This is a genomic window from Brevundimonas sp. TWP3-1-2b1 (genome assembly GCF_049896165.1).
Taxonomy (GTDB): domain Bacteria; phylum Pseudomonadota; class Alphaproteobacteria; order Caulobacterales; family Caulobacteraceae; genus Brevundimonas; species Brevundimonas subvibrioides_B.
Genome location: NZ_JAFCTT010000004.1, coordinates 140,119 through 152,657, shown reverse-complemented (window position 1 = coordinate 152,657; position 12,539 = coordinate 140,119). Strand labels below are relative to the sequence as shown.

The following is a 12,539-nucleotide window of genomic DNA, read 5'->3' as shown; positions in this document are numbered from 1 at the left end:
CCATGATCGCTCTGACCCTCGCCCTCGCCCTGTTCGCCGACCCCTCGCTGGGCCAGCTCACCCTCACCCGCGCGGCGCTCGCCGTCGAACCCGCGCCGATGACGGCGCTCGAACCCACTCCGGCGCCGCTGCTCCAGAGCGTTGCGGTGACCCTGGAATGCACGGCCTTCGCCGACGGCCGCGTCGGTGAATGCGCCGTTCTGGAAGAGACCCATCCCGGCATGGGCTTCGGCGACGCAGCCATCGCCCTGATGGCGGATGCGACGACCGACCGGTCCGCGGTCGATCACAGGTTCGCCCGCACCATCCAGTTCATGCCCTAGCCCCTGGGTCGCAACCGTCATCTCGCAGTTGCGAAAAGTTACAGGCTGACCGGTTGCGGGCCGGCGCCTCAACGCGCATCTGGACACGATGACCTCAACCACGGACGAAATCGCCAGGCCCAAAGGCCCGGGCTTCCCGGAATTCGTCTGCATGATCGCCCTGATGATGGCGCTCAACGCCCTGGCCATCGACTCCATGCTGCCGGCCCTGCCGGATATCGGCGATGCGCTGGGCGTCGCCTCCGACAACAGCCGCCAGTGGGTCATCACCGCCTATCTGCTCGGCTTCGGCGGCATGCAGATCGTCTACGGCCCGCTCGCCGACCGGTTCGGCCGGAAGCCGATCCTGATGATCGGCGTCGGCATCTATGTCGTCTTCAGCCTGGTCGCCATGCTGGCCCCGACCTTTGAGACCCTGATCCTGGCCCGCGTCGGTCAAGGGCTCGGCTCGGCCGCGACCCGCGTTCTGGCCGTCTCCATCGTGCGTGACCGCTTCTCGGGCCGGACCATGGCGCGGGTGATGAGCCTCAGCTTCCTCGTCTTCCTCGGCGTCCCCGTCATCGCCCCTTCCCTGGGTCAGGCCATCCTGCTGGTCGCGCCGTGGGAGGCCATCTTCGGCGTCCTCGCCTTCGCGGGCGTCGCCCTGATGATCTGGGCCGGCGTGCGCCTGCCCGAGACGCTGCACCCCCAGGACCGCCTTCCGATCGAGGCGAGGCGCATCGTCCTGGCCTTCAGGGAGGCCGTCACCAACCGTGTCTCCATCGGCTACACCCTGGCCATGACGGCGATCACGGGCGCCCTGTTCGCCTTCATCAACTCGTCGCAGCAGATCTTCTTCGACGTGTTCGAGGCCCCGGCCCTGTTCACCACCGTCTTCGCCCTGATCGCCGGCGGCATCGCCATCGCCTCCGTCGTCAACGCGAAACTGGTCGAGAAGCTGGGCTCTCGCATGATCGGCCACACGGCCCTGCTGGGCTTCATCACCTTCGGCGCCATCCACCTGATGGTCACCCTCAGCGGCCACGAGACCATCTGGACCTTCGGCATCCTGCAGGCCTGCACCATGTTCTGCTTCGGGCTGCTGGCCGGGAATTTCGGAGCCATGGCGATGGAGCCGATGGGCCATATCGCCGGCACCGCCTCCTCGGCCCAGGGCTTCATCTCGACCATCATCGGCTCGCTGATCGGCTTTTCCATCGGCCAGTCGTTCAACGGCACGGTCGTGCCCATGACCCTGGGCATCACCGCCTGCGGGATCGCCGCCCTGGGCTTCGTCCTGCTGGCCGAACGCGGCAGGCTGTTCGTGGCCCGCAATCCGGTCCCGGTCGCCGCCGGGTAGGCCGCGGGGCGCGACGCCCCTTGATCTCGCCACGCTTTCAGGGCTCCCTCCGCGCCGAAACGTTTCGGAGTACGCCTTGATGTCCCGCGCCCGCCTCGCCGTGATGGCTTCCACCCTCGCCCTGCTCGCCGCCTGCGGTCAGGGCGACACGAAGTCCGACATGCCGCCCCTGCCCGCCTCGGCCACGGCGCCGGTGACCTATGAGCGGGACGTCCACTCCTGGGCCCAGCCCCAGATCGCGCGGGTCAGACACGTCGATCTCGACCTGACCGCCGACTTCGCCACAAAGACCCTGTCGGGCACGGCCACGCTTGACGTCACGGGCGAGCCCGGCGCGACCCAGGTCATTCTCGACATCAGGAACCTCGAGATCCGCTCCGTCGCCGACGACAAGGGCAATGCGCTTCAGTTCGCCCTCGGCGCCGAGGACCCGATCAAGGGCCAGGCCCTGACCGTCACCGTCCCCGCCTTCGCGCCCGGCAAGGTGCAGAAGATCGTGGTGACCTATTCCACCCGCCCCGACGCCGCGGCCCTCCAGTGGCTGACCCCGGCCCAGACCGCCGGCGGGCAGCAACCCTTCCTGTTCAGCCAGGGCCAGGCCATCCTGACCCGCACCTGGGTCCCGACCCAGGACAGCCCCGGCATCCGCCAGACCTATTCGGCAAAGATCACCGTCCCCGAGGCGCTCAAGGCCGTCATGTCGGCGGAGATGCTGACGCCCGACGGCGAACGCGCCGCTGACGGCATGCACGCCTACCGCTTCCGCATGACCAACCCGGTCCCGCCCTATCTGATCGCCCTGGCGGTCGGCGACCTGAAGTTTGCGTCCGAAGGCGCCCGCGTCGGCGTCTGGACCGAGCCCGGCCGTCTCGACGCCGCCAAGGCCGAATTCTCCGAAATGGGCCAGTTGGTCGACGCCGCCGAGGCCCTCTACGGTCCCTACCGCTGGGGCCGCTACGACCTGCTGATCCTGCCGCCGTCCTTCCCGTTCGGAGGGATGGAGAACCCGCGCCTGACCTTCGCCACCCCGACCGTGGTCGCCGGCGACAAGTCGCTGGTCTCGCTGGTCGCCCACGAACTGGCCCACTCCTGGTCCGGCAACCTCGTCACCAACGCCACCTGGGCCGACATCTGGCTCAACGAGGGCACGACCACCTATTTCGAGAACCGCATCATGGAGGCGGTCTACGGCCGCGACCGCGCGATGATGCTCCAGGTCCTCGGCTGGAACGACCTGCAGTCGTCGCTGGCCGAGATGGATCCGCTCGACACCCGCCTGCACGTCGACCTCGACGGCCGCGATCCCGACGACGGCCTGAACGACATCCCCTATGAAAAGGGCGCCGCCTTCCTGCGCACGATCGAGCGGATCGTCGGCCGCGAGCGCTTCGATGCCTGGCTGAAGGGCTATTTTGAGCGCAACGCCTTCAGGCCCATGACCGCCGGCGGCTTCCTGATCGATATCCGCGCCAATCTGGTGCGTGGCGATTCCGCGCTGGAGCGTGAACTGCAGCTCGACAACTGGGTCTATCAGCCGGGCCTGCCGTCGAACGCCCAGGCCCCGGTCTCGACCGCCCTGACCGCCGTGGACACGGCCGCCGACGCCTTCTTCGCCGACAAGGGCCCGGCCTCGGCCATCCCCTGGTCCGGCTGGTCGACGCAGGAACGTCAGCACTTCCTCGCCTGGCGTCCCGAAGGCGCCGCCGCCACGCGCCCGTGGCTGACCCCCGCCCAGCTCGCCGACCTCGAGACCACCCTCAACCTGCGCGCCGAGGGCAATGCCGAGGTCCTGTTCCAGTGGCTCCAGATCGCCGTCGCCCACCGCTACCAGCCGGCCGTGCCGACGCTGGAACGGTTCCTGACCTCGCAGGGCCGCCGAAAATTCGTCCTGCCGCTCTACACCTCGCTGTGGGGCCAGGGCGACTGGGGCCGTCCCATCGCGACGCGCGTCTATGCGACGGCGCGTCCGGGGTATCACCCGGTCACCACAGGATCGGTCGACGACGTGGTCGGGGTTCCGTCTCCGGTCGCGGGTTAATCTTCCCTCTCCCGGTGGGAGAGGGCTTGAGCGCCCGGGAGCCGTCCGGCGATCGGACTTGCGCGACCCGAAGGGCGGCGCGAAGCAGCCAAAGGGTGAGGGTCGGATGCTAACCGGTGAGGCACGACCCTCACCCTTTCGGCTGGCGCATCGCCTCGCTCTGCGAGCCTCAAGCCCTCTCCCAGCGGGAGAGGGTTCGGCACCCCATACCCATCAACGGATCGGCCGAATCCGCCTTTGAAATCAACGGTCGGAATTATTCAGAGGCCTTATCCCGACCGCTCCCGAAAACCGTGAGACACTGGTCCCGGTCTTTGACATCGCCATCACGCCCCCCAGCCGAGTAGACTCTACGGACTATCTGGACTCCAGTTTCAGGAGTCTGGACCTCCTCCCCGGTCGCTCCGAACGCTTCGAACGCTTCGGACGGTGTTTTGAAGTCCGGGCCGACCGCTGCTCCACCCAGCCTTGACCTTCGCGCGCCAATCCCCGCAACTCCGCCGTCCGATTTCCGCCAGCCCGGTGACCCCATGCTCCGCTCGTTCCTGACCACCGCCGCCATCGCCGCCCTCGCCCTCCCAGCACAGGCCCAGGACCTGCTGATCCGGGGCGGAACCATCCACACCGGCAATGACGCCGCCCCGACGGCCGAGATCGTGATCGCCCGCGACGGCCGCATCACCTGGGTCGGGGCCGCCGCCGATGCGCCCTCGACCGAGGGGCTGACCGTCATCGATCTGGACGGCGCCACCCTGTTCCCCGGCTTCACCGACGGCCACGCCCACCTCGACGGCATCGGCTGGCGCGAGCTGACGCTGAACCTCGAGGGCTCGACCTCCGTCGTCGACGCCATGGCCAGGCTGACCGCCTGGGCCGAGGCCCACCCCGAGGGTCCGATCATCGGTCGCGGCTGGATCGAGACTCGCTGGCCCGAAAGTGCCAACGGCGCCCGCTTCCTGACCGCCGCCGACCTCGACGCCGCCGCACCTGGCCGGGTCGTTTTGCTGGAGCGCGCCGACGGCCACGCCATCACCGCCTCCTCGCCCGCTCTCGCCGCCGCCCGGATCGATGCCTCGACGGTCGCCCCCTCGGGCGGAGAGATCGCCAAGGGCCCCGGTGGACTGCCGACCGGCTTCATCGTCGACGCCGCCATGTCCCTGCTCGCGCCCCTGATGCCCCAGGCCGATCCCGAGGCGAAGCGGAACGCCTATCGCGCCGGCTTCCGGGTCGAGGCCCGCTACGGCTGGACCGGGATCCATTTCATGAGCGCGCCCTGGTCCGACATCCCCCTGCTGGAGCAGATGGCCGAGGCCGGGGAGGCGCCGTTGCGGGTCTACAACTCGGTCACCCCCGACGGCGGCGCCGCCCTGATCGCCTCGGGCCCCCGCAGCGTCGCCGACGGACGGATCATCACCCGCGCCATCAAATACTATGTCGACGGCGCGCTCGGCTCGCGCGGCGCCGCCCTGCATCAACCCTACAGCGACGCCCCCCACACCTCGGGCCTGATGCAGACGACGCGCGAGGAAATGGCCCCGCTCTACGAGAACGCGCTGCGCAGCGGCATCCAGGTCGCCACCCACGCCATCGGCGACCGGGGCAATACCGAGGTTCTCACCTGGTACCGCGACGCCATGGCCGCCGTGCCCGCCGGTGAACGCGGCCTTGCCCAACCCCGCTGGCGCGTCGAGCACGCCAAGATCCTGCGCCCCGGGGACGAGCCGATGTTCCGGGACCTGCAGGTCATCGCCTCGATGCAGCCCAGCCACGCCATCGGCGACTTCCACTTCGCATCGGCCCGCCTCGGCGACGCCCGCCTGGACGGCGCCTATGCCTGGCACAGTCTGGTGGATCTCGGCGTCGTCGTGGTCGGCGGCTCCGACGCCCCGGTCGAGCGCGGCGATCCCCTGATCGAATTCTACGCCGCCGTCGCTCGCCGCGATCTGGAAGGCTTCCAGGGACCCGACTGGCGCCCGAACGAGGCCGTGGACCGCGCCACGGCCCTGAAGATGTTCACCCTGTGGCCCGCCTTCGCCTCGTTCCGCGAAGGCGAGCTGGGCACCATCGAGGTCGGCAAACGCGCCGACTTCACCGCCTTCGACATCGACCTGATGACCGCCCCCGAAGCCGACATCCCCAGGGGCCGCGCCGTCCTGACCGTGGTCGATGGCGAGGTGGTCTATCGGGCTGACTAGATCCTCCCCCGTCGGGGGAGGGGGACCACGAAGTGGTGGAGGGGGCCTGCTGCAAACGCCGGAGTCCGGGACGAGCCCCCTCCGTCACGGCGCAAAGGCGCGCCGCGCCACCTCCCCCGACGGGGGAGGAACAAGAAAAGGGCCGCCCACCTCGCGGTGGACGGCCCCGGTCTTTGAAATCGTAAGCCCTCTTTAGAAGCGGGCGGTCAGGCTGATCGAGGCGCTGGAGCCCAGGTCATAAGAGTTGACGTCGATCTTGGTCGAACCCAGCTCGATGTATTCCTGATAGTCGGTGCCGAGCAGGTTACGCAGTTCGACGGCCAGACCCAGTTCGCGGCCGATGACGTCGAAGTCCTTGCGATAGACGAAGTCGAGGAAGGCGCCGGGTTCCTGGATCAGATCCGGGTTGCCGGCGATGTTCCGGGCGGAGGTCCGCTCCGAGACGTAGTTCAGGATGAAGGTCGCCTGCGAGCGAGCCATGTCGTCTTCCCAACCCAGTTGCAGGTTGGCGACGTGGTCCGACTGACCCTGCAGACGGCTGCCATCGATCACGTAGAAGGCCGCATTCTCCGGCACGCCCAGACCGCTCTGCGTCAGGACCTTGTCGCCGGTCTCAACGGTCACTTCGGAGTCCGAGAAGGTGTAATTGGCCTGCACCAGCCAGCGCTTGTTGGCGATGAAGTCCATCCCCGAGTCCGGGAACTCGAAGTATTTCTTGGCCTCGATCTCGGCGCCGATGATCCGCGCCCGGGGTGCGTTCAGGAACGTCTGCGAGATGCTCGCGCCCTGATCGACGACGCTGGATTCAACCGGATTTTCCAGGTCCTTGTAGAAGACGCCGGCCGTGATGAACTGCTGGCGGGCGAAGTACCATTCGAAACGGGCATCCAGGTTCATGATCTCGGTATCGACCAGGAACTGGTTGCCGATGAAGGTCCTGTCCGTTTCCGGATCGCGGAACTGCTGCGGCGCCAGTTCGCGGAACTGCGGACGGCCGATGGTCTTGGACGCAGCCAGACGCAGTTGCATGTCCTCGGCGAAGTTCCAGGTCAACGTGGCTGCGGGCAGGACGTACTGCTCTTGGATCTCGGTGCGGACCAGGCCGGTCGTGCTGCCGAACAGGTCGACCGGGCTGACCGTCTGCTGGCCGTCCTCGTAGCGAACGCCAACGGTCAGGTTGACCAGCGGGATCACCTCGGCCTCGATCTGGCCGTAGACGGCGTTGACCGTCAGCTGGCCTTCGAAGGCGGCGGCGCCGTTCGACCCGGTCACTTCCTCGATCTGGAGGAACGGGCCGATGTTGAAGTCCGAGAACAGATAATCGACCCGCGATTCCAGCTGATCGGCCGAAAGCGTGTTGATCGCGTTGAAGCGCAGGCGGCGCTCCTGGGAGTCGCGATTATTGTCATAGCCGGCGACGCCGACCGTGAACTTGGCCTCGCGGTAGTCTGACAGCGGAAGGATATAGCTGAGGTCCGCGCCGCCCGACACAACGTCGTCATCAAGTTCGCTGAACGCCATCGAGTTGGACTGGATCGAATGAACGAAGTTTCCAGCGGCATTCACGCCGTAGCCGAAGCTGTTCTCGTAAGGCGCGTCACGCGACGTCTTTGCGTAGGCGGCGCGCCAGTTGAACTCCCAGGCCTCGCCGAAGAAATGCTCGCCGGTCAGCTGCGTCGAAAGAAGCTGACGGACATACCAGGCCGTCAGGTCCGTGCGACGCCGAGCCTGGCCGCCAAGATCGTCGATGCCGTCGACACTCTGCGCTTCCTTGGTCGTATTGCGGACGTAGAGGTTGGTCCACTTGATCGTGTTGTCGCCACTCTCGAGGCTGAGCGCGCCCAGGAAATTCAGCTGGATGTCGTTCTGGGTCGAGATGAAGTCGTAGTCGTTTGCGAGCACCAGCTTGCCGCTGTCGAGGCGGCCGCTGTCGCGCTGACCCTCACGGGTCCTCGAGCTGTTGTCGTATCCGGCCACTAACACGGCCCCGAGCGTGCCGATACCGGTCTCGGTCGACGCGCCGCCCGTGAAGCCCAGGCCGAAGTTGACCGGGATCTGCTCGCGCTGCAGCAGGCGAAGCGGCGCGTTGACCAGCGACTGGCCCATGCGGCGGAGTTCTGTGGCGGTGAAGTTGGCCGAGTTGATGCGCCTGCCCGAAGCGAAACCGAGAGCGACCGGACCGGGGATGTCGCGAGTGTCGTCGTCAAAGCCCAGGAAGTCGGTACGCGCGCCGTAGTAAATCAGGCCGTCCTGCGCCGTGGTCTCGGTGTTGCCGCCGAGCGAGGCCTTGAAGGTGAAGAACGGATCATTGGGGGTCGAGATCGTCTGCAGGTCGATCAGGCCGCCGCCGAACTCGCCGGGATAGTTGGCCGAGTAGGTCTTCTGGACGGTCACGCCGGCCAGAATGTCGGACGGGAACAGGTCCAGCGGGATCACGCGCTGCAGCGGCTCGGGGCTCGGCAGGGGCGAACCGTTCAGCAGGGCCGAGGAGTAACGCTCGCCCAGGCCGCGCACATAGATGAATCGGCCTTCTACGATCGACAGGCCGGTGACGCGGGTCAGGGCCTCCGCAGCGTTGGAATCGCCGGTGCGGGCCAGGTCTTCCGCGGTCAGGAAGGCCGCCACTTCCGGGCTCTCGCGGTTCGGCTCGGGAATGTAGCGGCCGAGGACGACGATCTCGTCGACCTGGGTCGATTCGTCCTGCGGTTCAGCCGGCGCCGCGACCTGGGCGGGGGCTTCGGCCGGAGCAGTTTGAGCGTAGGCGAGCCCCGGCGCGATCAACGCGCTGGTGGCCAGCAGGACCCCGCTCAGGGTCAGGGAGAGCGTCTTCATGATCTGCGCCTTGAAGGGGGTTCAACGAAAGGGACGGCGAAGTCGGGGCGGCCCTCAAGGACCGCCCCGGTCTTCGTCATCAGCAGGTCGAACCGGCCGCCAGACCGCAGGTCCAGCCGAGGTACCAGGTGTCGGCGGTGTTCCGCACGGCGCCGATGTAGGTCACCGACGTGAAGAACGGGTAGAGGGCGTTGCCGTTGGTCGCCACGACGGCCGTCTCGTTGGCGCCGTTGATGAAGGTCAGGCCGTTGTTGGTCATCGTCGCGCCGGCCGGGGCCGTCATCGTCGAGGTTCCGGCGGCCGTGTTGTTGACGTTGGTGGCCGAGGTGAACACGGCGCCGGTCGCTGCGGCGTCGATGTTCGTGTCGTTTTCATACGGACGCGAGCAGGCGAAGAAGACCGAACGGAAGATCGGCGCGTTGGTGACCGTCTGGGCGTCGTCGATGTCCAGGCAGGCGGCGGCCGAGGTCGTCGGGTTGGTGAAGACCGAGTTGATGACCGTCGGCTGGGTGCCGGTGTTCATCGTGATGAGCGCGTCAGCGGCCACAGCGGCGTTACGGCCGACGATGGTGAAGTTCGAGACCTTGGGCTGGGCGAAGAAGGCGGTGCCCGACGGAGCGGCCGACCATTCCAGGCCACGGCTGCCGTTGGTCACGGCCGTCGGCTTCTGGGTGATGATGCCGAACTGGGCTCCACCGCGCCAGCCGGTGTCGGTGTCCAGACCGTCGTCGTCAGCGCCGTTGATGACGATGTTGCGCAGGTTGACGGTGCCGCCGAAGATTTCGATGCCGTCGTCAGACGAGTTGTAGGACTGGAAGAACTCGACCGTGGTGCCCGAGCCGACGCCGGCCAGGGTCAGGGCCTGCAGTTCGTTGTTCGGCGACAGTTCGAAGCCCGAGAAGTTGACCTGCACGTAGCGCAGGCGGCCCGAGTTGTCGGCGAGTGTATTGCCGCCGTAGTTGGCGCTGGTGCCCTCGACCTGACCGACGCACGAGGCGTTCGGGGCCGTAACGCCCGCCGGGCAGACGGCGGTCGGCGCGCGGCCGGCGATCACGAGGCCGCCCCACTGGCCTTGCGAGCTCAGGTTGGTGGCGCCTTCGACGTTCTGGCGGCTGGTGAAGATGATCGGCTGGGTCGCGGTGCCTTCGGCGAAGATCTGCGAACCGCGGTTGACCAGCAGGTAGTCCGAACCGCCCGAGGCGAAGACCTTCACGCCCGGATCGATGGTCAGGATACCCTGGACGCTGCCGGCGACCGGAGCGGCCGGATCGGCGCCGCGGTCGGTGCCGACCTGGGTGCGACCCGAGATGGCGTAGATGGTGCCGGCGCGGACCGACAGGGTCAGCGAGCCCGAGATCGTCTCGGGCAGCTGGCAGGCGCGCAGAGTGCCGGCGGCGACGGTGCCGACATTGGTCAGGCCCGTTGGGCAGTCAGCGGCGGGGGTGCCGGGCGGAAGCGGGGTGGGGCCTGTGCCGCCACCCGTGCCGCCGCCGGAGCCGAAATCGCCCTCGCCGGGGGACGCCACTTCGGCGGAGCCGCAGGCGGCCAGCGCCATCACGGCCGCACCGGCCATCAGAACCTTGGTCAGACGAAGCATCGATATCCCCTCGGGTTGGAAACGGGTTGATCGCCGCCGCATCGTTCAGACACGATCTGGCGATCCCGACGCCGCCTTTAGGACTTCAATGCAAAGCTCAAATGACAGAAAAACGTGCGATTATTACAGTCGATCCGAATGCGGATTGATGTTCACCAAACATTTGCAGCGAATACTTTACGTCACGCGGATGACAAAGGTTCTGATGTCGGAGTGAATGTCACAGGATTGGAGAAATCGGCCCAGCGTGAGTCCGCGCTTGAGCGTCCCGCGCATTCCGCTAGGCTGCCGCCAGCTTCCGCGGGCGTGATGTAGTGGTAGCCTGAAAGCTTCCCAAGCTTTTCGTGCGGGTTCGATTCCCGCCGCCCGCTCCAATAAATGGTTGTTTTTGAGGCATAATCTGAAATCAATTTGATCCGCCTACGGATCATATTTGGCTGTTTTGGACGAGCGATTCCCAAAACCATTTCGGCGTGTTTTTAGTTGGAATGGCTTTGTGAGTTCATGGAACGGGCGGCTAAGGGCGCACCGATCAGTGTGGCGTGACACCTTCGTCGAAATATCGCCGTTTGACTTAGCGGTAGGAGGCTGTCAGTCGGCGACCCATCTCTTCGGCCGTTGAGGCGGGGATCGGCCACCGCAACGCGTCAGCGTCGGACGGCAGATCGAAGTAGCCAGCTTCAAACTCAACTTCGCGGAACAGCCACGGATCGCGAGCGATCTCGGCGCCGAGCCAATCGTCGCTCACCCATGGGCTTCGACGTTCAACCCCCTTGTCGCCCATCAGTGCGCAGAGTCCGATCAAGGGGTATTTCATGCGGTTTCTTTCCTCGTTGCTGGCCGTCGCCAACTTACGGACCGTCGACGGCTTCGTTGACCCGACTGCATCGACCGACGCTCTTGTCATCGAGACAGGGCCAGGCGGTTTTTGCGCGACTCGGGCTTCGGCTTCGAGCCTTTGGATCCGTTCGGCGATTCCCATGACGATGGTCTGACGATCCACGTAGATCGCGAGCAGCTTCTCGACCCGTTCCTCGTCCCATCCGAGTACGTCAGCAATTTCTGGAGCGGTCAGCCCTGCTCGCCGAAGACGCGTTGCGAATGTACCCCGAGCATCATGCAGATGTTTGGTAACCCTGGGAGATGATGCCTTCTGCGTATCGCTGACCCGAGTTGAGAGGCCCGAGTACTTCCAGCTACGGCCTAGGGTGTGAGAAAGAACGGTGGCGGGCAACGCCGGCTCGGGACCACTGCCGCTGGCGGCGGCCCTTAGAAGTTCTTCATTTCGGGCAAGCTGCTGCGTCTTAATCCGGGCAAGAAGTTCTTTCGTTTCGTCCAACAAGGGGATAACTGCGACTTTTGTGTAGTTGCTTTTCCTGGTCGGCTTTTCGATCGCGACGGGGCCAACTTCATCCCAAGTCAGCGTGTGCAGGTCGTGCAGACGCAGACCGGTCAGGCAGGCCAGTTGTGGCACAAAGCTGATTTCAGGCGAGGTCGACGCATCGACATATGCGGCGATGTCCTCGGGTGTCCAAATCTGGTCCGCACGGTTTCCGTTGTACAGATGACCCAGTCCAACTGCAGCGTTGGTGGCGAGCAGCCCGCGTTGACGCCCGAATGAAAGCACCCGCGACAGCACCTGCATGGCAAAGTCCGCCTTGCGCTTTGTGTGTTGCCACTGGTCACGCCATGCAAGCAGGTCTCCTTTGACCCTGGGGTCGTCGAGAGCCGCAATCGGAAGTCCGCCTATGTCGAACTCGCTCCCGTCGGCACAGATTAGGCTGATGAACCGGCGCCACTCCTTCCGCGTCCCCTCGGCCAAACCGGTGAATTCCGGGGAGGCCTGATATTTGAGAGCAAGGCTCGCCAGATCGTCGCCGGTTCGCGCCTTAGCTTGGCGGTGCGCCTCTTCATAGGCGGCCACGAACTCGCGCGATCCAGGCTTACCGGGCAGCCGCGGGCCGCCTTTCCAAGCGTAAAAGTAGGTGGCCACAACTTTGCCGTCCGGGTCGCGCCGGACGTAGGTATTAATGCCTTTGAGCTGAGGCGTCATGTCGGCGTCCACGCCACTGGTCGAGTGCGCTTACATTCTGCTCGACGAAGTCACCTACCTCAACGGACACGTCGCCCGAGGTCTCCACTCTGATCATACGCGGGCTCAGGCCTTCCGCATGAGCAGCGCGGACAACTCGCCGGACATCTGACTGGCGGACGG

The 12,539-nt window shown here is 66.1% G+C and carries 7 protein-coding genes and 1 tRNA gene; 5 read left to right on the top strand and 3 right to left on the bottom strand.

The genetic code is table 11. The annotated features are described in order from the left end of the window. Window positions 1-2: 2 nt before the first annotated feature. The 4 genes from ACP7AB_RS05565 to ACP7AB_RS05550 all read left to right on the top strand — a co-directional run bounded on the left by ACP7AB_RS05565 (window position 3) and on the right by ACP7AB_RS05550 (window position 5,895). Window positions 3-323 (top strand): hypothetical protein, encoded by a 321-nt coding sequence (locus ACP7AB_RS05565; protein ID WP_425989141.1) that lies wholly within the window; start codon window positions 3-5, stop codon window positions 321-323. Window positions 324-411: 88 nt separating this feature from the next. Continuing rightward, entirely contained in the window at window positions 412-1,662 is a 1,251-nt protein-coding gene (locus ACP7AB_RS05560) for a multidrug effflux MFS transporter (RefSeq protein WP_425989143.1), read from the top strand. Window positions 1,663-1,741: 79 nt separating this feature from the next. Then, a complete protein-coding gene (locus ACP7AB_RS05555) occupies window positions 1,742-3,700 on the top strand; it encodes a M1 family metallopeptidase (RefSeq protein WP_425989145.1) in 1,959 nt (652 codons plus the stop codon). Window positions 3,701-4,230: 530 nt separating this feature from the next. Further along, a complete protein-coding gene (locus ACP7AB_RS05550; RefSeq protein WP_425989147.1) occupies window positions 4,231-5,895 on the top strand; it encodes an amidohydrolase in 1,665 nt (554 codons plus the stop codon). Window positions 5,896-6,087: 192 nt separating this feature from the next. On the opposite strand, the gene ACP7AB_RS05545 is transcribed toward ACP7AB_RS05550, so the two are convergent. Further along, window positions 6,088-8,727 carry a TonB-dependent receptor plug domain-containing protein gene (locus ACP7AB_RS05545; protein WP_425989149.1) on the bottom strand — a complete coding sequence of 880 codons (2,640 nt, stop codon included), beginning with the start codon at window positions 8,725-8,727 and terminating at the stop codon, window positions 6,088-6,090. A 79-nt stretch (window positions 8,728-8,806) separates the two neighbouring features. After that, a complete protein-coding gene (locus ACP7AB_RS05540; RefSeq protein WP_425989151.1) occupies window positions 8,807-10,324 on the bottom strand; it encodes a hypothetical protein in 1,518 nt (505 codons plus the stop codon). Between the two features lie 300 nt (window positions 10,325-10,624). Here ACP7AB_RS05540 and ACP7AB_RS05535 point away from each other — a divergent pair. Then, a tRNA-Gly gene (locus ACP7AB_RS05535) sits at window positions 10,625-10,698 on the top strand. Between the two features lie 200 nt (window positions 10,699-10,898). Here the strand turns inward: ACP7AB_RS05535 and ACP7AB_RS05530 are convergent. After that, the gene (locus ACP7AB_RS05530) at window positions 10,899-12,389 is read right to left on the bottom strand and encodes a tyrosine-type recombinase/integrase (protein WP_426046114.1); all 1,491 of its coding nucleotides are present in this window, start codon (window positions 12,387-12,389) and stop codon (window positions 10,899-10,901) included. Window positions 12,390-12,539: the final 150 nt, after the last annotated feature.